At 54.2% G+C, this 21,225-nt stretch carries 20 protein-coding genes and 2 rRNA genes; 13 read left to right on the forward strand and 9 right to left on the reverse strand.

The features are described from left to right. A 23S ribosomal RNA gene (locus BLW37_RS13570) occupies nt 1–147 on the forward strand; the annotation flags it as partial. Nucleotides 148–221: 74 nt separating this feature from the next. Then, a 5S ribosomal RNA gene (gene rrf / locus BLW37_RS13575) occupies nt 222–336 on the forward strand. 320 nt (nt 337–656) lie between these two features. Here rrf and BLW37_RS13580 read toward each other — a convergent pair. From BLW37_RS13580 to lptM, 9 genes are all read right to left on the reverse strand, one after another. Continuing rightward, a complete protein-coding gene (locus BLW37_RS13580) occupies nt 657–1,469 on the reverse strand; it encodes a hypothetical protein (protein WP_091343784.1) in 813 nt (270 codons plus the stop codon). Between the two features lie 50 nt (nt 1,470–1,519). Continuing rightward, nucleotides 1,520–3,589 (reverse strand): GNAT family N-acetyltransferase, encoded by a 2,070-nt coding sequence (locus BLW37_RS13585; RefSeq protein WP_091343786.1) that lies wholly within the window; start codon nt 3,587–3,589, stop codon nt 1,520–1,522. Beyond that, nucleotides 3,589–5,760: a DNA helicase II gene (gene uvrD, locus BLW37_RS13590; protein WP_091343788.1), complete on the reverse strand. Its 2,172-nt coding sequence runs from the start codon at nt 5,758–5,760 to the stop codon at nt 3,589–3,591. Before uvrD ends, BLW37_RS13585 begins: the two co-directional genes overlap by 1 nt. A gap of 83 nt (nt 5,761–5,843) precedes the next feature. Then, on the reverse strand, nt 5,844–6,545 hold the full coding sequence (locus BLW37_RS13595; protein ID WP_091343790.1) for an HAD-IA family hydrolase: 702 nt from the start codon (nt 6,543–6,545) through the stop codon (nt 5,844–5,846). Continuing rightward, the gene (xerC, locus tag BLW37_RS13600) at nt 6,545–7,480 is read right to left on the reverse strand and encodes a tyrosine recombinase XerC (protein WP_091343792.1); all 936 of its coding nucleotides are present in this window, start codon (nt 7,478–7,480) and stop codon (nt 6,545–6,547) included. Before xerC ends, BLW37_RS13595 begins: the two co-directional genes overlap by 1 nt. Beyond that, entirely contained in the window at nt 7,470–8,168 is a 699-nt protein-coding gene (locus tag BLW37_RS13605) for a DUF484 family protein (RefSeq protein WP_091343793.1), read from the reverse strand. Before BLW37_RS13605 ends, xerC begins: the two co-directional genes overlap by 11 nt. Then, nucleotides 8,165–9,025 (reverse strand): diaminopimelate epimerase, encoded by an 861-nt coding sequence (gene dapF / locus BLW37_RS13610; protein WP_091343795.1) that lies wholly within the window; start codon nt 9,023–9,025, stop codon nt 8,165–8,167. Before dapF ends, BLW37_RS13605 begins: the two co-directional genes overlap by 4 nt. After that, nucleotides 9,022–10,269: a diaminopimelate decarboxylase gene (lysA, locus tag BLW37_RS13615; RefSeq protein ID WP_091343797.1), complete on the reverse strand. Its 1,248-nt coding sequence runs from the start codon at nt 10,267–10,269 to the stop codon at nt 9,022–9,024. Before lysA ends, dapF begins: the two co-directional genes overlap by 4 nt. After that, the gene (gene lptM, locus BLW37_RS13620) at nt 10,256–10,471 is read right to left on the reverse strand and encodes an LPS translocon maturation chaperone LptM (RefSeq protein WP_091343798.1); all 216 of its coding nucleotides are present in this window, start codon (nt 10,469–10,471) and stop codon (nt 10,256–10,258) included. Before lptM ends, lysA begins: the two co-directional genes overlap by 14 nt. Nucleotides 10,472–10,528: 57 nt before the next feature. On the opposite strand from lptM, the gene cyaY reads away from it, so the two are divergent. The 11 genes from cyaY (at nt 10,529) to BLW37_RS13675 (ending at nt 21,218) form a co-directional block, all read left to right on the forward strand. Then, a complete protein-coding gene (cyaY, locus tag BLW37_RS13625) occupies nt 10,529–10,852 on the forward strand; it encodes an iron donor protein CyaY (RefSeq protein ID WP_091343800.1) in 324 nt (107 codons plus the stop codon). Next, nucleotides 10,849–11,529 carry an alpha/beta hydrolase gene (locus BLW37_RS13630; RefSeq protein ID WP_091343802.1) on the forward strand — a complete coding sequence of 227 codons (681 nt, stop codon included), beginning with the start codon at nt 10,849–10,851 and terminating at the stop codon, nt 11,527–11,529. The genes cyaY and BLW37_RS13630 overlap by 4 nt, the downstream gene beginning before the upstream one ends. Nucleotide 11,530: 1 nt before the next feature. Next, nucleotides 11,531–12,460, forward strand: a complete 930-nt coding sequence (gene hemC / locus BLW37_RS13635) for a hydroxymethylbilane synthase (protein ID WP_091343804.1) — start codon at nt 11,531–11,533, stop codon at nt 12,458–12,460. After that, complete coding sequence (locus BLW37_RS13640) at nt 12,460–13,206, forward strand: uroporphyrinogen-III synthase (RefSeq protein ID WP_091343806.1); 747 nt, start codon at nt 12,460–12,462, stop codon at nt 13,204–13,206. The genes hemC and BLW37_RS13640 overlap by 1 nt, the downstream gene beginning before the upstream one ends. Continuing rightward, entirely contained in the window at nt 13,203–14,375 is a 1,173-nt protein-coding gene (locus BLW37_RS13645; RefSeq protein WP_171907624.1) for a uroporphyrinogen-III C-methyltransferase, read from the forward strand. Before BLW37_RS13640 ends, BLW37_RS13645 begins: the two co-directional genes overlap by 4 nt. Then, the gene (locus BLW37_RS13650) at nt 14,372–15,463 is read left to right on the forward strand and encodes a heme biosynthesis protein HemY (RefSeq protein WP_091343810.1); all 1,092 of its coding nucleotides are present in this window, start codon (nt 14,372–14,374) and stop codon (nt 15,461–15,463) included. The genes BLW37_RS13645 and BLW37_RS13650 overlap by 4 nt, the downstream gene beginning before the upstream one ends. 6 nt (nt 15,464–15,469) lie before the next feature. Then, complete coding sequence (locus BLW37_RS13655; protein WP_091343811.1) at nt 15,470–15,973, forward strand: DNA-deoxyinosine glycosylase; 504 nt, start codon at nt 15,470–15,472, stop codon at nt 15,971–15,973. A gap of 94 nt (nt 15,974–16,067) precedes the next feature. Further along, nucleotides 16,068–17,444 carry a TonB family protein gene (locus BLW37_RS13660; RefSeq protein WP_091343813.1) on the forward strand — a complete coding sequence of 459 codons (1,377 nt, stop codon included), beginning with the start codon at nt 16,068–16,070 and terminating at the stop codon, nt 17,442–17,444. Between the two features lie 430 nt (nt 17,445–17,874). Then, nucleotides 17,875–19,254, forward strand: coding sequence for a pre-peptidase C-terminal domain-containing protein (locus BLW37_RS13665; RefSeq protein WP_091343816.1), 1,380 nt, complete (start codon nt 17,875–17,877; stop codon nt 19,252–19,254). A gap of 60 nt (nt 19,255–19,314) precedes the next feature. After that, a complete protein-coding gene (locus BLW37_RS13670; protein ID WP_171907625.1) occupies nt 19,315–20,397 on the forward strand; it encodes a cyanophycinase in 1,083 nt (360 codons plus the stop codon). A gap of 89 nt (nt 20,398–20,486) precedes the next feature. Continuing rightward, complete coding sequence (locus BLW37_RS13675; protein ID WP_139243722.1) at nt 20,487–21,218, forward strand: hypothetical protein; 732 nt, start codon at nt 20,487–20,489, stop codon at nt 21,216–21,218. The last annotated feature ends 7 nt before the right edge of the window (nt 21,219–21,225 follow it).

The following is a 21,225-nucleotide window of genomic DNA, read 5'->3' on the forward strand; positions in this document are numbered from 1 at the left end:
AGCGGGAAGCCGGCCACAAGATGAGTTATCCCTCAGACTTTAAGTCTGCTAAAGGGTCGTTGGAGACCACAACGTTGATAGGCAGGGTGTGGAAGCGTGGCGACACGTTAAGCTAACCTGTACTAATTGCCCGAGAGGCTTAACCATACAACGCCCAAGTGGCTTGTATGCACGCTATCGAAATCAGCTTGCTAGTTAAAGACAGACAAAACCAGTTTACGCCTGGTGGCAATAGCGCTGTGGAACCACCTGACTCCATTCCGAACTCAGAAGTGAAACGCAGCTGCGACGATGGTAGTGTGGCATTCGCCATGCGAGAGTAGTACACCGCCAGGCACCTTATTCAAGCAAAAGGCCTACCCTCACGGGTAGGCCTTTTGCGTTGAAGCGCCTTACGGCGCACAGCACTCCCACGCCGGCCACAGCGGTGGCATTGCGAAACACGTCCCTGTGTTTCGCCCTTCGGGCCTGCCTAACGGCAGTCCTAAAACGCTCCCGGCGTTTTAGTCGCCATGCCGGCTCGGTGCATCACCCAACTACACGCGAAGGCTGAGGCCTCGTTCAGATCGACATCAACATGTTTGAGCGATAGCGAGTTGTTGTGGCGAGCCTGAAGGAGCGTCTCAGCCTGGAGCCACTAGAAACGAGAGTCTACTTCAAGGATTGCGTGTCAGGTTGCCGTGTCGATCAAAGCTCCAATGCTCTGGGCCAAGTAACTCCAGATACGATCTGGCCTCTGTAAGCGGAACGGCACTTATAAAGTGTTGTTGATGGTCAAGGAAGATTAGCCATTGCTGGCTATCGTCGGCCAGCTCTGCTGCAGATAAGTAACGGTGCATACCTAGAAAGAGTGGCGGATAATGCTTCCAGCCCTTTTGGCTGCGAAAGATATAATCGCTTTGGTAATCCAGGTGCAGGTAATTGGCTTGCTCTATGGCAGTGAGCTGGCTTTTAGCTACTACACTGGCGATGGCGATACTGTTGCTGTTTTCAATCAGAAGCTGATAACGTTGCCGCTGCAGATCTTGGCCTTGCACCCTTAAAGCAAGCGTATCGGCGAAGCTTTGTTCAAGAGGAGAACTGAGCTCCAAAGCAAAATACGCTTCGCGATAATCTCTGAATACCTGCTCCCAGGCATCTTGATCGTCACAAGCCAACTCCCTGCTTTGCCAAATACTCACATTACGGGAAGGTTGCAGTGCTATGGTATACACAAAGCCTCGATAAGACTCGATCGGTATTCCTAGTGTTTGCTCAATCATACTGAGCGCAGGGAAAGTCTCCAGCTCTTGGTGTAAATGCTCCCACTGCAGTGCAGATGCACTTTGCTGGCAATTGACATAGCCATCAGTTAGCTGCTGGTTAAGCCGCTCAGTATTAACCGCAACTTGCAGCAAGCTAAGTTGTTGTGGCGTAAAATCTTCGGCAGTGAGGCTGGCAAGCAGGGTGAAAACAGCTATTGAGAGCATAGTCTAACCATTGGCTAAAACACCAGATTAACACTTGTTTTGCTGGTTTGCTATGCAGAGCCAGGCGTTGTCAGTGCTGTTGCCACCATACGACGCAATTGCCCGATAAGCTGTTTCTTACCGGTAAAACCGAACCTTTTCGCTAAATCGTCAAAGCCCTTCTTTTGCCAGAAAAGTGCTATGCAAAACTCAGCGTCTGCAGCGGGTACATCCTGAACATGCTGATTAAACCAAAGCAACAACTGGCTATACACCAGCTCGAAAGGGCGCTGCTGATCAGCAAACAGGATCAATGCCTGGTAATCCAGCTGACTGAGTGCTTGCTGTGGCGGCGTAACCAATTGCTTAAGTAGTGCCGGGGACAGCTCCGGGTAAAATGCCGGGATTTGATCATAGAGTTGGTGGCGGAAACTGCTTTCCAGTTGCTGGAGCCTGCTGTGGTGCTTATCGCTCTGTTGCAGCATAAGCAACGAATGCTCGCCGCTGGCCTGATCAGCCTTGATACCGAGCCGGACCGGCACAAAGCCGGCTTTTAACCAGAAGCGCAGCACCTGTGTAGATACCGCGAAACTGGTGCCGATAAGACGTTCGGCTTGCTGGTAGTGCGCACAAATGCGGTTGAGCAGTTCAGTGCCCAGGCCCTGACCTTGCAGTGTGGGGTGCACCACGATGCGCTGAATACGAGCCATTGGCTGTTGGGTTAGTTCGGGTTGCTGCAGGTGAAAGGCCAGGCTTTGTGCCAACAGGTGCCCCTGTACCCGTCGCTTACCTAATAGTATTTCTTTACTGAGTAATTCTGGTAATTCGCCTTCCAAACTGATCAGCGCACAGGCCAGCAGATCATCGTCTTGCAGCAGTGCGAACATTTCCAGCTGGGAGTTATCCAGCAAAGCGGCCAGATCGTCGACCCTGGTTTGGTAATGCGCCAATGACAGTAAATGAAACAGAGATTGCAGCAGCTCAGGCTGCTTAAGCAGCTGGCCTGAGCTTAGCTTTAGCAGCTGCAATGCATCAATAGCGCCATCCCATACCGGATCTTGCTCCGATAGATTTAACAGCAAGCTATGAAACAGCAGGTGTTCGAGTGGGTCGCCATCTGCATAACGTATGGGCTGTTTCAGTTGCAGCTGTTTATAACCGGTAAAATGTTGCTGCAAATAAGCCTGAAAACGCAACTGAAAGCCGCGTCCGGTGCCTTCATAGCCGTGCTCAGTGGTCGCAAAGACAACTCTGGGATAAGCCTGCACCAGCTGCTGCAACAAAGGGGTGGGGATAGCGGCTGCTTCATCCACCAGCACCACATCAGCGTGCGGCTGCTGTTTTAGCAGCACATCAATGGGCAGGAAACGCAGCAGTGCTTGTTGCTTAGTGCCGGTATGGGCGGCAAAGTGCTGTTGGCAGATTGCGGCAGCGGACTCATTGGGCGCAGTTAGCAGGATTTGTTTATCGTGTTGTGCTAATTCAGCTGCAGCCAGGCCAAGTGCGGCTGATTTACCACGGCCCCGATGTGCAGTCAGCACCAAGGGCCGTTTACGATGGCCAAGTGCCACTTTATGAATGGCGGCAACTGCAGCTTGCTGCTCTGTGCTGGCATAAGGTGCCGGGGCTGGCTCGGACGCTTTTGCTGCCGAAAAGCTGGGGGCTTGCAGCACTTCATCGGGTGTTAACCACGCCAGTGAACATTGCTGCAAACGGTGGTAGAAAAACCGCAGGAAATCACCCTGATGTTTGGCTGCGTCCAGTGGATAGGGCAATAGATGACGATGGTCGCTGTTCGGTTGCTTTATCCATTGCTCAGGCTCTGGCATTAGCAATAACCAAAGGCCGCCGGCTTTAATGCTGCCACTGACCGCGGCGACCAGATCGGCCGGAAAACCTTGCTCCGCATTAATAATCAGCCAGTCGCACTCGGTGCCCAAATGTTTGTGTTGTCGGCTCGGTACCAGTGCACCAGCCGGCGCACCCGGGCCAATCCAGCATAGTTTGTCCGGTTGGTAGTGTTGCAGCAGCTGTTGCACTTGGGGCAATAAGCGGCTGTTGCTGCCGCTGAATACCACCGGCAGGCGGCAGTGAGCCGCGCTGGCTGCACTTAGCCAGTCAGGCAACTGTTGGCCCAACATCAGGCAATGGCCTCCAGCCGGGCATAGGCCGTGACCAGCCACTTGCTGCCGACTTCATCAAAGTTGATTTGAATACGGGACTGAGGGCCACTGCCTTCGTAGTTCAGCACGGTGCCTTCGCCAAACTTGCTGTGCAGCACCCGCTGGCCCAGCTTGTAGCCGGTGTTTTCAAAAGCAACATGGCTGGCTTGCTGACTGAAACGACCGCTACTTACCGGCTGTACCACCCTGGTGGTCAGGCGAATAGGCTCCAGGTATTGCTCGGGGATCTCGCGTAAAAATCGCGAAGGCAGTTGATGGTGCTCCTGACCATACACCCGCCGGCTTTCAGCATGGCAGAGGTAAAGCTTTTGCATCGCCCGGGTCATGCCGACATAACAAAGTCGCCGCTCTTCTTCTAACCGGCCAGGTTCATCGGCGCTTTGCTGGCTGGGGAACATACCCTCTTCCAGGCCGTTGATAAACACCAGCGGGAACTCCAGCCCTTTGGCACTGTGCAGCGTCATCAGCTGGACCGCATCGGCATGCTTGTCGGCTTGATAATCACCGGCATCCAGCGCAGCCTGAGCCAAAAAAGATTCAAGTGGTGTCATTTGTTCGTCGGCTTCGTAGGGCGCGGTCTGGCAAGCGGTGATCAGCTCGTTTAAGTTTTCCAGCCGGGTCTGAGCTTTTTCGCCTTTTTCCGCCTGATACATGGCGTAGAGCCCTGAGCGCTTGATGGCATGCTCGGCTTGTTCATGCAGTGGCAGATCGTCGCAGGCTTCTGACAACTGCTCTATCAGTTCGATAAACTGACTAATGGCATTGGCTGCCCGGCCGGAGAGTTGTTTGGTGGCCAGCAGCTGTTGCAGGGTTTGCCACAGCGTCAGTTGTTGCTCCCGGGCCGCAGCCCTGACTTTGGCCAGGGTAGTTTCGCCAATACCACGGGCCGGGGTATTGATGACCCGTTCAATGGCGGCGTCGTCTTTGCGGTTGGCAATCAAACGCAGATAGGCCAGCGCATCCTTGATCTCCTGGCGCTCATAGAACCGAAGACCGCCATAGATGCGGTAATTCAAACCAGCCTGGATCAAAGCCTCTTCCAGAATACGGGACTGGGCATTGTTGCGGTACAGAATCGCCGCATCGGTCAGGGTGTTGCCCTGCTGCTGCCAGTCTTTGATACGACCAACTATAAAGCGGGCTTCATCCAGTTCATTAAACGCGGTGTAGACAGAAATGGGTTCGCCTTCGCGGCCATCGGTCCATAAGTCTTTACCCAGCCGGTCGCTGTTGTTGGCAATCACCGCATTGGCGGCTTTCAGGATGGTGGCAGTGGAGCGGTAGTTTTGTTCCAGCCGGATGGTGACCGGCTCATTGAAATCGCGCAAAAAGCTCTGAATATTCTCGACCCTGGCGCCGCGCCAGCCATAAATGGACTGATCGTCATCACCGACAATCATCACCTTGCTGTCTGGCCCTGCCAGCAGCTTTAACCAACGGTACTGAATGGCGTTGGTATCCTGAAACTCATCCACCAGTACATGGCGAAAACGCTGCTGGTAATGCGCCCGTACCTCGGGGTTTTGTTGCAATAACTCGACCGAACGCAGCAAGATCTCGGCAAAATCGACCAGCCCAGCCCGATCGCAGACATCCTGATAGGCAGCATAAATTTTGATCATGGTCTGCAGGCTGAAATCGCCGCCCGCTTCAATCTGGCCAGGCCGCTCGCCTTCGTCTTTGCGGGCATTGATAAACCATTGGATTTGTTTGGCCGGCCAGTGTTTTTCATCCAGGTTCAGGCTTTTCAGTACCCGGCGGATCAATCGGTGCTGATCGTCGGAGTCCAGAATTTGAAACCCCTGCGGCAAGCCCACTTGTTGATAGTGGGTGCGTAATAGGCGGTGCGACAGGCCATGAAAAGTGCCCATCCAGAGGTTGTGCAAGCTGACGCCAACGGTTTGCTCAATCCGGCCACGCATTTCCTGCGCTGCTTTGTTGGTGAAGGTCACTGCCAGCAAACTGTAGGGAGCCACCCGTTCTACCTGCATCAGCCAGGCCAACCGATGGATCAATACCCGGGTTTTGCCACTGCCAGCCCCTGCCAGCACCAGCATATGCTGCGGCGGCGCTGCCACAGCTTCGCGTTGGGGATCGTTCAGGTCATCCAGCAGGCTCGATACATCCATCAGGGCATCCGGTTATCTCATAAAAGGGTATTATAACAGGCCTGAGTGACAGGCCAAGGCTTGGGTGGATGAATATCCAGTGTTTAGCCCTGCAGGCTGGCTAATTGCGACAGTTTGGTCAGCCGAATATGTGGCAGAACGGACACACAACTTTGGTGGTGATCCAACCAGGCGGCCTGACAGCCAGCGTTCAATGCACCCATCACATCGGCGCGATGGCTGTCGCCAATATGCAGGATCCGTTGCGGCGAAAGCTGCAGCCGCTTGGCGGCGGCCAGAAATAGATCAGGAAAAGGCTTCATCCGGCCATCCGGCCCGGCCTGCAGACTAAACTCAAAGAGATCCCCAAGTCCCATACGCTGGATACAGGCATTGCCATTGGTGATGGCGATCAGCTGGTAGCGGCCGGCTAGTTGCTCAAGCAACTGACGCACCTCAGGCTGGATCTGAATGCGGCTGCGCGCCTGCCAAAAAGCGTGGTACGCGAGGTCGGCTATCTCACCCGCTTCACAGTCAGCCAGCCCAAGCTGAATTAAACCAGCTTCAATGCCGAGCAAACGCCAGCGGCCGATATCGTGGCGAATATCAGGCTGCTGTTGTCCCAGCTGCCATCGCAGTTGGCTCCAGTAATCCAGCGGCCGCTGCAGTTCGGGTTTAAGCTGTTGCTGCAAACTTTGCAGCATGGCCTGCTCAGCGGCCCGAAGTACCGGAGCGTTGTCGTACAGCGTATCGTCCAAATCGAACGACAGTACCTGTATGGGTGAGAGTGCCTTATACAGCTGCATTAACTTTTCTTCCTTGCTCTGGGATGAGCACCATCGTACACCTTGGCCAGATGCTGAAAATCCAGGTGGGTATACACCTGGGTGGTGCTTAAGTTGGCATGGCCTAACAGCTCTTGTACGGCGCGCAGGTCGCCACTGGATTCCAGCAAGTGGCTGGCAAAGGAGTGACGCAGCATATGGGGGTGCAGCGATTGCGGCAGCCCCTGCAGTTTGGCCCAGCGCTCTACGCGCTGCCGTACCTGACGGGTGGAAATGCGCCGGTGCTGTGCGCTTAAAAACAGTGCCTGGCTGTCTTGCTCTGGCAAAGCCGGGCCGGCCAGTTCGGGTCGGTACTGCAGCCAGGTTTTCAGGGCCTTTATCGCGAAACGACCAATCGGCACGATACGTTCTTTGCTGCCTTTACCGCGCACCCGTAATTGTTGCTCTGACCAGTTGATATCGGGCAGATTAATATTAACCAGCTCTTCTAAGCGCAACCCTGAGGAATAGAATAACTCCAGCATGGCACGGTCACGATACCCCAGGGTATCGTCCGGTTCGGCATCCAGCAATTGACGAATTTGATCGACATCCAGCTGTTTTGGCAATGTTTTTGGTGCTTTCGGAACTTTTAGGTGTTGCGCCGGATTCAGCGCCTGTGGGTGTTGCGCCTGCAAAAAGCGGAACAGGCTGCGCAGGCTGGCAGCGCGCAGAGCCAGTGAGCGTGGCGCCAGGCCCTGCTGGAAATCCTGCATCAGCAGGCGTTGCAGCATGCTTTGGGTGACCTCTTGCCAGCGTTGTACCGGCAATCTCACCGCTGTGGTTTCCAGCTGTTGGCGGTAGCTGTTTAGCGTGGCTTGGCTGTAATTGCGCTCGTTACGCAAATAAGCCAAAAATCGTTCCAACGGCTCTGCCAGGCTGGCTGGCAAAGCCGTTTGCCTGGTTTTAGGCGGCATGATGAGCTGGTGACAGCACCCGAACTACCAGCTCTGCCAGATGGGCGAGGAACAGATTGTCCATTTCTGGTTGGAAATGATCGTCCTGCTCACTGCCAAAAGCCAGCAAGGCCAAGGGTTTATCCTGCACCTGGATCAGCTGCAGCGCCACCGAATGAATGCTGGCCGGGAAAATATGCTGCTGCTCTTCATGATTCAGCCGGCCCAGATAGAGCTTGCGGCCATTGAGCCGGCGATTCAGCAGCAATTCAAACTGGCTGAAATTCGGTTGATTGCTGCCATCGACAAAGGAAAACAGTTTGCAGGCATGCACACCTGGCATGGCTGCGGTAAAGCTATCCAGGTGTTGTTGCAGCTCTTCGGCATGCTGGCATTGCATCAGATCAACATGCAGCTGATTCAGTGCTTTGAAAATAAGCTCATTGTGGCGGGCAATGCCCATCAGGCGGGTGATTTCTTCTTCCAGCGCACTGATTTTTTCGCGCTGCAACTCAAGCTTTCGTTCGACCAGCGAGATGCTGCCTTTTTGCTGATGCGGCAGTCGCAGCTCCGCCACTAGCCCCGGATGCTGCAAAAAGAAATCCGGATGCTGCTGCAGGTGATCGATCACCAGCGCCGCCTGCATCAGTTGCTCATCGGCCTGAAGTTCGGCCGCGGTCAGCGTTTTGTTGTCCTTGCTTTTGCTCATAATACAATTTGTCCATCGTACACATGGGTGGCCGGTCCGGTCATCCGCACTGGTTGTCCCGGACCTTGCCAGCGAATGGTCAGGCTACCACCGGGTAAGTCCACCCGTACCTGTTGCTGTAGTTTCTTTTGCAAAGCACCTACTACCACGGCAGCACAGGCTCCGGTACCGCAGGCCAGGGTTTCCCCTACACCGCGTTCCCAAACCCGTAGCTTAATGTGCTGTGGCGAGATAATTTGCATAAAACCGATATTAGCACGCTCCGGAAAGCGTTCGTGCAGTTCAAATAAAGGCCCCAGAATATCAACCGGAGCGGCTTCCAGTTGCTCGACAATGGTCACCGCATGAGGGTTACCCATGGAAACCACGCCTGCCAACAGCGTTTGATCGTCGGCTCGCAGAATGTAGGTGGTTTCTTGTTTCTGGGCTTTAAAGGGGACTTTATCCGGATCGAGTTGCGGTACGCCCATATTGACCGTGACCTGGCCATCCGGCTCGACCAGCAATTGGATGGTGCCGGATTTGGTGCTGACGCCAATTTTGTGTTTGTTGGTCAGGCCGCGAGCCCTGACAAAGCGGGCAAAACAGCGAGCACCATTGCCACACTGTTCGACTTCGGAGCCATCGGCATTGAAGATGCGGTAATGAAAATCCAGATCCGGATCATAAGGCGGCTCCACCATCAGCAGTTGGTCAAAGCCGATGCCAAAGTTGCGATCGGCCAGCCGGCGGATTTGCTCCGGTGTGATGTAGACATTGTTACTGACATTGTCCACCACCATAAAGTCATTGCCAAGGCCGTGCATTTTCGAAAACTGCAACAGGCTGCCGCGTTTATCGGGTCGTTGTGCATTCATGGAAGAGTTTGTTCGCCGCGCCATAAATCCTGCCATAATTCACGCTGCCGGATCAGGTGGCTTTGACTGCCATCCACCAGCACCTCGGCCGCTCTGGGGCGGCTATTGTAATTGGAGCTCATGGTAAAACCATAGGCGCCGGCTGAGCGCACCGCCAGTAAATCGCCTTCGGCAATGACTAAAGGCCGATCTTTACCGAGAAAATCACCGGTTTCACAGACCGGACCGACCACATCGTACAGCTGCGCTGTGCCAGCTTGCTGCTGTACCGGCACGATGGCTTGCCAGGCACTGTACAGCGCTGGCCGGATTAAATCGTTCATGGCCGCATCGACAATGGCAAAGTTTTTCTCCTGGCCAGGCTTCAGGTACTCCACCCGGGTCAGCAGCACGCCGGCATTGGCCATAATGGCACGGCCGGGTTCAAAAATCAGCGTCAGCTGTGGGTAGGGTTTTAACCGTTCGACCACAGCAGCGGCATACTCACTGGGATGCGGCGGGGTTTCATCCTGGTAGCGCACACCCAGGCCACCACCAACATCGATATGCTGTAACTGGATCCCCTGGTCTGCCAGTCGGTCAATTAAGGCCAGCAGTTTGTCCAGTGCATCCAAAAAAGGTTGGGTTTCAGTCAGTTGTGAGCCTATATGGCAGTCGACACCGACCACCTGCAAATGCGAGGCTGCAGCAGCCTGCTGATAAATGCGCTCTGCGTCGTTGATATCAATGCCAAATTTATTGGCTTTGAGGCCGGTAGAAATATACGGATGGGTTTTGGCATCGATGTCCGGATTGACCCGGATAGAGACCGGCGCTAGCAGATCCAGCTCTTTAGCCACCTGCTGCAGCCGGTTTAACTCGGCTTCGGATTCCACATTAAAACACTTAATACCAAGTTGCAGCGCATAGCGCATTTCATCGGCGGTTTTGGCAACACCGGAGAATACTACTTTTTTCGGGTCACCACCTGCGGCCATCACCCGGCGCAGTTCACCTTCAGAGACGATATCAAAACCCGAGCCAAGCCGGGCTAGTACATCCAGCACGGCAATATTGCTGTTGGCTTTAACGGCATAACAAATCAGGTGTGGATGGCCTTTGGCTGCATCGGCAAAAGCATGGTAATGCCGTTCTATGGTAGCGCGGGAATAGACATAGCAAGGTGTGCCATAATGAGCGGCAATCTCGCTTAATGGAACTTCTTCGGCAAAGAGCTGCAGCTCGCGGTAATTAAAATGGTCCATGGGGGTTACTCTGTGGTACGACGATAACGGAATTTTCTGGCTCGTCAGCTGGCTCTTCTGCGACAGCTTCCGGCGGTTGTGGTAAGGTAAGTGGGCCTTTCTGACCGCAGGCAGACAGGGCCAAAAGAACGGCCAGGATCAGCAGGAAGCGAGCAGACAACGGACGAAAACGATAGCCTAGATGCATGGTGATGTATTTCATAAATTGCCAGAGGCTCTATAATCGCATCCTTAGCAGCAAAAGCAAACAGGTGACGCAATGAATGATCGTGAATATGACGAATTAGCCGATGCCACCCTGCTGGCGGTTGAAGAAGCCATCGAGCAGTTGGAGGTGGATCTGGATTATGAATCCATGGGTGGCAAGCTGGATATTACCTTCGCCGACGGCAGTAAAATCATTATCAACAAGCAACCACCGCTGCATCAGTTGTGGATAGCCACCAAGTTTAATGGTCATCACTGCGAGTGGCAGCAGGGCAAGTGGATAGATAACCGAACCGGCCTGGAGTTCTGGGCGTTAATCAACGATGCCGCCAGCAAGCAGGCGGGTGTTACCATTCAATTAGAGCCAACAGCATGACAGTACTTCCTTTTGTTGATACACCAGCCCAGGGGCCTTGCAAGGCAGTAGTCGTTTGGTTGCATGGCCTGGGTGATTCCGGCCATGGTTTTGCGCCAATCGTGCCTGAGTTGCGATTACCTGCCGATGCTGGCATCCGTTTTATCTTCCCTCATGCCCCAGTGCAACCGGTCACCATCAACGGCGGCATGGAAATGCGTTCCTGGTATGATATTAAAAGCATGGATTTACTGAGCCGGGCCGACGAAACCGGGGTGCGTCAGTCGGCGGCTAAAGTGCAACAGTTGTTGGATCAGCTGATTGCTGAAGGCATGCCATCCGAGCGTATTGTGCTGGCTGGTTTTAGCCAGGGTGGAGTGATTGCTTTGCACTTACTGCCACGTTTGCCTTATAAACTGGCTGGCGTGATGGCGTTATCCACCTACCTATGTGCGCCAGAAAAATTGCCGGCGGAGGCCACTGCCAACAACAAAGCGACACCGGTATTTATTGGCCACGGCGTCCAGGACCCGGTCGTGCCGGTCGCCGGTGGACAACAGGCCTTTCACGCCCTTAAAAAACAGGGATTTGCTGTGAGTTGGCATGAATACCGGATGGAGCACAGTGTCTGTGCCCAGGAAGTAGCCGATATCAGCAGCTTTTTGCAGCGGCTGTTAATGACGGACAAGGAAAACTAACATGAGCCAGATGGTACGAATTGCCACCCGTAAAAGTGCACTGGCATTGTGGCAGGCTGAGTATGTTAAGGCCGAGCTGGAAAAGCACCATCCGCAATTAACCGTGCAATTGGTGCCAATGTCGACCCAAGGCGATAAAATTCTCGATACGCCGCTGGCTAAAATTGGCGGCAAAGGTCTTTTTGTCAAAGAACTGGAAACGGCCTTGCTGGATGGCAGGGCCGATATTGCTGTGCACAGCATGAAAGATGTGCCGGTGGCCTTTCCTGACGGCTTGGTGCTGCATACCATTTGCCCGCGGGAAGATCCGCGCGATGCGTTTGTGTCCAATCGCTATGCCAGCCTGGCTGATTTGCCGGCCGGCGCTGTGGTTGGCACCTCCAGCCTGCGCCGACAGTGTCAGCTCAAAGCACGGCGACCGGATCTACAGATCAAAGACTTACGTGGTAACGTCAATACTCGTTTGGCCAAGCTGGATCAGGGCGACTTTGATGCGATTATCCTGGCAGCGGCCGGTTTGATTCGACTGGGTTTTCAGCAACGGATTGCCGGCTGGCTAGAGCCAGAGCAGAGCCTGCCAGCCAACGGCCAGGGCGCTGTGGGCATTGAGTGCCGGGCCGATGACCCCGATGTACAGCAACTGCTGGCGGCCCTGCATGATGCTGATACTTCGGATCGGGTGCTGGCCGAGCGGGCGATGAACCGGCGCTTGCAAGGTGGTTGCCAGGTGCCAATAGGCGCTTATGCTGAGCTTAGCGGGGATACCTTGTGGCTGCGGGGCCTGGTTGGCTCCCTGGATGGTGGTCAGATTTTACAGGCTGAAGCCAAAGCGCCGCGTCAGCAAGCAGAAGCTTTGGGGGTGCAGGTGGCTGAAGCTTTGTTGGCGCAGGGGGCGGCTGAACTCCTTGCGGCGGCCTACCAGGAGCGATGATGAGTGCTCAAACGCTGTTAATCACCCGGCCAGCCGGTAAAGCGGATGCCTTATTGGCAGGCCTGGATGAGCTTGGCCTGGTGTATCTCTACCAGCCTCTGATCGCAACCCAACTGGTGCCGGTTAAACCCAAAGAGCTGCAGTGGCTGCAGCAGGCCGACCAACTGGTGTTTGTGAGTGTCAGTGCTGTGACTTCGTTGCAACAACAACTGGATGCCAGTGAGCTAAAAGCACCGCTACGAGCGGTCGGTCAGACCACAGCGACGGTATTGCAGCAATGGACCGGGCGGGAAGTGTTGTACCCGGACGATCAACGTAGCGAAGGTGTATTGTCAATGCCCTGCATGCAGCAGGTGGATGGTCAGAATATCGTGATTGTTCGCGGTCAGAGTGGTCGGGAGCTGATGAAGCAGGGGCTGCAGCAACGCGGTGCCAGGGTGCGCTATGTACAAAGCTACCACCGACTACCCATTGAGCTGGATGGTGAAGCACTGTTTGCGATCTGGCAGCAGCAAGTCAGTTGTATTCTGGTAACCAGTGAAGAAATTCTGCGTCGCTTATTTTCACTGTTACCGGTTACCGGCCATGACTGGTTGCGCAGCCGGCACTGGATTTTGGTCAGTCCGCGCATGCACGATTCAGCGTTGGCACTTGGCATCCCGGTCAGCAAGATTATACTGGCAGATAATGCCAACGATAGCGCGCTTATGGCAGCGATATGCCATTACAAGAGGGATTATTTATGAGCAGTGAGCCAAGCAAAGCCAGCGAACAGCCGTCGGCACCTACCGCTGAAACTGAGCAGTCAGGGGATGAGATGCGTTATTTGTCCGAAGCCGACTTGCAACAGCCGGTGGTCAGAACCGGGCGAGGCATTGCCTGGCTGACCTTGCTGTATAGCTTGCTGCTGACGGGAGCTTTGGTTGCGGTGGGCTATTGGCTCTACCCACAGTGGCAGCAGTTGAATGAGGGGCAGCAGCGCCAACAGCAGGCCTTAGAGCGTCAGCTGGATGAAGAGCGCTCTGGGTTGCAGCGCAGTCAGCAACAACTAAGAGACGAGCAGCAACGACAGCTGGAGCAATGGCAACAGCAACAGCGCCAGCAACAGGATGAACTAAGACGCCAACTGCAACAGCAGCAAACGCAGTTTCAGCAACAGTTGCGTTTTATCGAGCAGCGCCTAGAGCAGCAGCAAGGCGCAGCACCCAGCATCTGGCTGTTGGCCGAGGTGGATTATCTGCTGCGTATGGCCAGCCAGAAGATCTGGCTGGAACTGGATGTAGCAACCAGCCTGCAGCTGTTAAAAAGTGCCGATAGCCGTTTAGCCCGCTTGGGTGAGCCTGCTTTGCTTTCAGTACGTGAAGCCATTCGCCAGGATGAACAAGCCCTGTCCAGGCTCCGTATTCCTGATCCTGCCGAGACACAACTGACTATCCGGTCGCTACGGGAGTTGGCACGGGAGCTGCCATTCAAAGATCAACAGCAGACGCTGCAAGGGCAATCAGAACCAACCGATGCAGGCTGGCGTGAGCGCGGGCTGCGTTTGTGGCGGCAGGGACTGCAGCAGTTGGTGCAGGTTCGTCGCAGTGTGGCCGAGGATAATTTTAGCCTGAGCCGTGAGCAGCAATTTTTGCTGAGGCAGCGTTTGCAACAACAGCTGGTCCAAGCCGAGCTGGCCGCCATGCAGCAACAAAGCGCTTTATTCCAGGCCAGCTTGCGTGAGGCGGCTGATTTGGTGCAGCGCTATTTTGAGGCCTCCGATGCGGGCACTCAACAGTTGTCGGCCAGATTGGTCGAGCTGGCACGACTGGAGCTGCACCCGGGCTATATAGCTCCACTGCAAAGTCTGGAAGCCCTACAGCGCTATCAGCGCACCATACAGCTGCTGGGTGAGGATGCAGGAGACGAGTTATGATACGTTTGCTGCTGATCATTCTGTTGCTGGCCGCGGCAATGTGGCTGGGGCCTCTGGTGCTGGCAGAACCTGGCTATGTGCGTATTGTGCTGGCGGGCTATACCCTGGAAATGACGGTGGTTGGTCTGGTGGTGCTCCTGATCGTCAGTAGCCTGCTGCTGTGGTTGATGGCAAAGTTGCTGCGGGCATTATGGCGATTGCCAAGCCGCTCCTGGCGCTTCTGGCAGTGGCGCCGGCGGCAAAAAGCACAGCAGGCTTTCCAAGAAGGGCTGCGGGCTTTTGCCCGGCAGCAGTGGCAGGATGCGGCGAATTTGCTGCAGCAGTCGCTGGCCCATTCGCAGTATCAGGATGAAAAACGCATGCTGGCGGGCTATGCCGCCTTTTATGCCGGTCAAACACCGCAGGCTGAGCAGCTGATCCAGCAACTGGCCGAGCAGGATCCCAACACCTGGTTTGTGCAGGCCGATCTGTTGATCCAGCAAGGACAAGCTGCTCAGGCAGCTAACTTGCTGCAAGCCAAAGTGGCGCAGCAACCCAAAGCCTGTGGCTTGGGGCAATTGTATTTGTTTAGCTTGCAACAGGCCGGCCAATGGCAGCAGCTGTTGGAGCAAGTACCGGCAGCCCTGAAGCATCGTTGGTTTAGCAAATCGCAATGGGTGGTGCAGCGCTATCAGATTTATCCGAAGGCCATCAGCAGCCTGGTGCAGAGCGGGCAGTTTTCGGAGCAATCCGACTATTGGCAGGCTTTGCCAGGACGTGAGCGTAAATCGGTCGCTGCCGTGATTGGCCGGGCCTGGGCCAAAGCCAATCAGGGCCAGACCGAGCAGGCAGAGCGTTTGCTGGTAAACACTCTGGCGCTGGCAGATATCGAGCTGGCCTGGCCTTATCTACGCCAGATCCCACTGGGCAAATCCGTGTTGCAATTACGTAAGCAGGTGCAGCACTGGTTGCGCGATCATGCTGGCAACGGTTATTTGTATGCCTTGCTGAGCTGGCTGGCCGAGCAGGAAGGTGAGTTGGAGCAAGCTCGGCTATCCTGGAAAAAAGCCCTGCAGTATCAGCCGGAGTTGGCTGTTAGCAAGAGTTAGACCTTTATGAACCAGCTCACCGGCCTGGCGCCGGTTAGCCACCCGGATGCGCGTGCGCTGCTGCTTGGCAGCATGCCGGGCGCAGCCTCGCTGGCGCAACAGCAGTATTACGGCCACCCCCGCAATCACTTTTGGCCGATGATGGCCGAGTTGTTCGGCTTTGATGCAGCCTTAGCTTACCCTGAGCGTTTACAGGCGCTTCAGCGCAACAGGGTTGCACTCTGGGATGTGCTGCAGCACTGCGAACGTCAAGGCAGCCTCGACAGTGCCATTCGTAATGAAACCCCGAATGATTTTGCCGGCTTTTTCCAACGCCACCGGCAACTACAACTGATCGCCTTTAATGGAAAAAAAGCCGAAGACAGCTTTCGCAAGCTGGTATTGCCCAAGGTGATGTTACCCAAGACATGCAGCCTGCTTGTGCTGCCCTCCAGTAGCCCGGCCAATGCAGGCATCAGCCGACCAGCGCGTTTACAAGCCTGGTCGCAGCTAGTGGAGCAATTGCAATAACGGGGGAATCATTCGGTTTATTGTTTAAATTTAAGTGACCATAGAGTTGTGCTGCTGTATTATTTTTTCAGTTCATACGAAGCTAGGAATTTTTATGACACATGGAATAGGCAGCAATAGGCCAGATGGCAAAAGCTGGCGCTGCATGGTATTGAGTGCTGCATTGGTGTGCTTCGGCTACTCAGGTGTGATCAAAGCCGATTTCTTTCAGGCTTTACAAGCCTACGAGCAAGAAAACTATGCCGCTGCTTATTCCGGTTTTTCTGAACTGATAGTGTTGGGAAATGCGCAGGCCGCCTTTAATCTGGGGGTTATGTATTACCATGGCCGGGAGGTTGAAGCGAACCATATTGAGTCCTTGGCTTATTTGCACTTAGCCCGGGCACTGGGGAATGATGATGCAGTGGCAGTGCAGCAACATATTTCAGCACAGCTCAGTGAAAGCGAACGACGCTTAGCCAGGTTGCGTTATGAAGCGTTGCAGCAGCAAGTCGTGATTCGGGACGATGCCGCAGCTACCCAACTCTATGATTTGGTTCAATTACAGCCACTTCAGACTCCAATGCCGGTTTTTCCTGACGAGGTTCATCGCCGTAGCCGCTTTGGGTACATTGTGGTTCGTTTTCTGGTCGACAAGGACGGCAGCGTGCCAGTGGTGGATATCATTGATAGTTATCCCAGCGGGAACTACGAGCGCAGTACGCTAAGAACCTTAAAACGATGGAAGTTTGAGCCTACCGGCCAACAGCATTTGCTCAGTACGCAGCTGAACTTCTGGGTGCCTGGCTCTTTGCGTGCTCGCGAGGTTGAGCATTTACTGACGCGTGATAAGATTTGGGACTATGCGGCACTGGGGGTGTCAGCCTATCAAGAATATGTGGGTAGCATTTTACACCTCATTCATATTGCTTCCGGCAAACAGACCTATGTTGATGAATCTCTTCCTGACGAAGGGATTGCCCCAGACTTTACTGAGCTTTTGAGACAGCAAACTCTAAGCTTCAGGCATCGTCAGTTTTTAGGGTATACCCTGGTGCACGTTGATGAAAATGGCAGGATTGATTCGGTGCTGGCGGCTCATGCACTGGAAGCACCAGATTCGGCAGATCTCATTGGGCAGCGTATTCGTGGGGCCAATGCTGGCAGGTATTCCATCAGTCGTCCCTCGCGCAGAGACGCGATCTTAGTACAAAAGCTTTACCCTATTCCTCGGCAGCATACTGCTGATTTTTGGTGGGGCGAGGCGGCAAAAAATGGCAACTTGAAAGCGCAGCGTATTTTAGCGAATCAGCGTATTGACTGGCAGTTTTACTTGTTGCAGCAACAGGACCTGGCATCCATGGCCTGGCACGGTGTGCGTTTAACGCTGGATGGAGAGCACGAGCAGGGTTTGGTTTTATTGCGGCAAGCCGCTGGTCAGGGCTATAGTGTGGCTGAAGAACTGCTGAGTGTTCTGATTGCTGACGAGTAGATAAACGCTTCACGTATCACGGAGGCAGTTTTGCCTGACGTGATAGTTGCCGGATGAAAACTAACTATTTTATTGATAAAGACTTTTCTTTAGAGGCTGTCAATAAAGCTGACAGTTACCAACTTTTTTTCTTGACAGTTGCCAGTTTCAGGTCAATAGTGTTTACAAAGTAATCAATCCGATCTCTTTGTATGAACGTGCATCGTCCCAGTCTCATTGACTCTAGTTGTCTGGCTTTTCGCCAGCAGGGCTTGCACGCTTGTGCTACCGACTACCACCTCTCCGAGTGGTTCGACGAATAGCCATTCCTTTCTAAATTCTGAACCAAGGTTCAACCCCAATACTACCGCAGTGTGAGTACCTGTCGTTCATGCTGCGTGGTAAACGCCCTTTGGGCACTTTCTATAATAATGATAAGCAGGAAACAACAATGAAAGCACTCGTTCAAATCAGCGCTCTGGCGCTGTTATTCAGTAGCCATGCCTACGCCTGTCTGACGCAGGAGCAGGAAAACAATAACACCGAAAGCCGCGCCAATGGTCCTTTGTGTTCCGGGGTGACGGTGGATGCCAGCATCCATAACCGCAATGATGTCGATTGGTTTTACTTTGATACCAGTAGCACCGGTGATATCTCCATCAGTCTGAGTCATGGTAATAATGCCGATTTTGACTGGTTTTTGTACCGCGAAACCGGCAGTTATATTTTGTCCGGCCAAACGGCCAATAACCCGGAAACCGGCACCTATCCGGCGGCTGCTCCGGGCCGGCATTACATCAAAGTTACCCGGTACTCCGGCACCGGTGACTACCAAATGGTGGTGAGTTTCAATGATGGGAGCCAGGGTGGAGATCCTGCGCCCGGCAGTTGCAACTATGGCCCACGGCCAAGCAAGCCGGGTGGCCTGACGGTCTACCGGGTCGGTAGCCTGGAAGACAGTTGTGTGGAATTAAGTGAGCCTGCCGTGTTACTGATGGGGGGCGGCACCGATGTGGACGATGCCTTCAGCCAGCGGGTGGCCCCGCATATTCAGGGCGGCAACATTGTGGTGCTGCGTACCGCTGGTACCGGGGCTTACAACAGCTACTTGCAAGGGCTGACCAATGCTGCTTCGGTAGAAACCATTATTGTGGATAGCCGCAACAAAGCCAACAGCGATTACGTCGATTGGGTGATCCGTACCGCCGAGTTTGTCTGGCTGGCGGGTGGTGATCAGAGTACCTACATCAGCAATTGGCAGGGTACCAAGGTGGAAGAAGCCATCCAGTATGTGTACGATAAAGGTGGCGTGGTCGGTGGTACCTCGGCGGGCAACCATGTGCTTAGTCAGTTTGTCTATAACCCGGATGGCGTCCAGGGTGCAGTCAGCTCGGAAGTGGTGACTGACTTTTGCCACAACACCATTCAAATTAGCACCGACTTCCTAACCATTCCGATGCTGGCTAACACCATCAACGACACCCACTTCTATGAGCGGGATCGAATGGGACGCTCGGCGGTGTTCCAGGCGCATTTAGGCAGCAATGGCCGTGCCATTGGTGTATCCGAACAAACGTCGCTTTTCGTGCAAGCCAATGGCCATGCTGTGGTCGATGGTCAGTACGAAGCCTATGTGTTGCGCGCCGATGGTCAGACTCAGTACCAGCAAACCAGCTGTGGTCAGCCGGTGGTGGTCAATGATTTACTGCGTTACCGTTTGTTGCCAGGCGATAGCTACAACCTGCTGAATAACAGCAGCTCAGTGTCGCCTATCCGTATAGGCATCAATGGCAACTTCAGTAGTTTCTATACGCCATCCAACCCTTATTAATGGTACCAACATCGCCTTGTCCAGGGGGCAAGGCGATACTATCTGGAAGTTATGGGAATCATGTTCATCCAAAAAAACCTTGTATCTGCCCTGACCTTAGGGGTGATGGTGTTATTAATCGTGAGCTGCAGCAGCAAGGACAGACAAACCGAGTTGCTGCAGATGATGGAAGATTTAGCCAACGCTAAGGCCTGTGGCTATGGTCCGCGCCCAGAGCTGCCCGCAAACTTGACTCGTTATGCAGTAGGCTACACCGGCGATGTCTGTGTGCCTTTGGACGCGGAGCAGGCCGGAGTTATTCTGATGGGAGGCAGTACCGATGTCGATAGCATTTTTGCCCAGAAAGTCAGGCCGTATATTCAGGGCGGTAATGTGCTGGTGTTGCGCACCCGTGGTGGTGCAGGCTATAACCAGTATCTGCAACAGTTGACCGAAGCGGCTTCGGTAGAGACCCTCCTAGTTGATAGCCGCGATAAAGCCAACAGCGACTATGTCGCCTGGGCTGTGCAAAGCGCCGAGTTTATCTGGTTTGCCGGTGGTGATCAGTCCGAATACATTCGTTACTGGCAGGATACCCGGCTGCAGCAAAAACTGCATTATGCCTACCACAAGGGTGCCATCATTGGCGGTACCTCGGCGGGCAATGCCATTCTCGGCGAGGTGGTGTATAACCCGGATGGGGTGGGCAGTGCCGTCTCCAATGAAGTGGCGAAGGATTTTTGCGATGGCAATATTCGCTTTAGCGGAGATTTCTTACAGGCTCCGATGTTGGCTGGCTCGCTAACCGATACCCACTTTAAACAACGGGATCGGATGGGGCGCCTGATGGTCTTTTTAGCCCATCACCCCGGAAAAGCATTGACCGGTATTGCGGTTTCTGAGCAAACCGCACTGTGGGTAGCGCGCGATGGTCAGACCGAGGTGTTCGGGGCGCATGAGGTTTATATACTGCGGGCGGATGAACAGAGTCGTTTTCGGCAAACCGAGTGCGGCAAGCCGGTGATCATTGATGATCTGCTACGCTACCGTCTGACACCGGGTGATCACTATCAGCTGGGCACCCATCAAAGCTCGGTGGCGCCGCTGCGGATCTCACTGGATGGACGGCAAAACCCCATCTATCAACCCAGCAACCCTTATTAACGGCATATTCGCTCAGCTCTGATTGTTAATGAATTATTTCGTGATAGTGCTGTCTATACAGCACCTTTTTCTTGCAGTCAGAGCCACCTTTGTCATCATTGCCTCCATCATGGTCCGATGCCGTTGATGAATCCGAACAGCGGCAGATCCGGGTTCACGCTGTACCTTGCTGGCAGCGCTGGCGATTGCCATTGCTGCTGGCGCTGCTGGGACATGCGTCGATTGGCTTACTGCTGGTGCAGCACACATGGCAGCGCCCCCTTTCACCCGAAGAGCCGGCCAGGGCCATTGAGGCATATTTTTATCAGCCGCCACCTGTAGTCTCCGCAGCAGAGCCTGAAGAACCTGCTGTGACTTTAGAAATGCAGGAGGAAGCCGCTGCTATCACCGCCGAGCACACCGAAACACCGGCTGATGCTACTACGCCTACTACTGGGTTGCCCAAGCCTTCGGATGAGTCTGCCTCCAGCAGCCAGTCATTGGACGGGAATCTTGCAGAACGCAGAGGCAGTATGATGGATCGTGCTTTACAACAGTTGCAAAGCACAGGCGATTTGGCGAATGCGCATCGGACACAGCAACTACAACGGCATGCGCAACCCAAAATTACCGTAGAGAAGCGCTATCAGGAAATCCATGATGGCAGTCAGCCTATACGCAACTCTCGTGGCTGTCTTAGCGGTGATCCGAGTGTAGACGGCTTTGGCTTTGATGGTTTAATGGCTGCAAAGTATGTGCCCTGTGGCGATGAAATAAGTGCCGGTCAGCAATTGCAGGAAATCCTGCAACGCCGCTCCAGGCATTTGGGCCGATCAGAGTAAACTGAAT

Origin of the sequence: Alkalimonas amylolytica (assembly GCF_900107845.1) — a bacterium.
GTDB classification, from domain to species: Bacteria; Pseudomonadota; Gammaproteobacteria; order Enterobacterales; family Alteromonadaceae; genus Alkalimonas; species Alkalimonas amylolytica.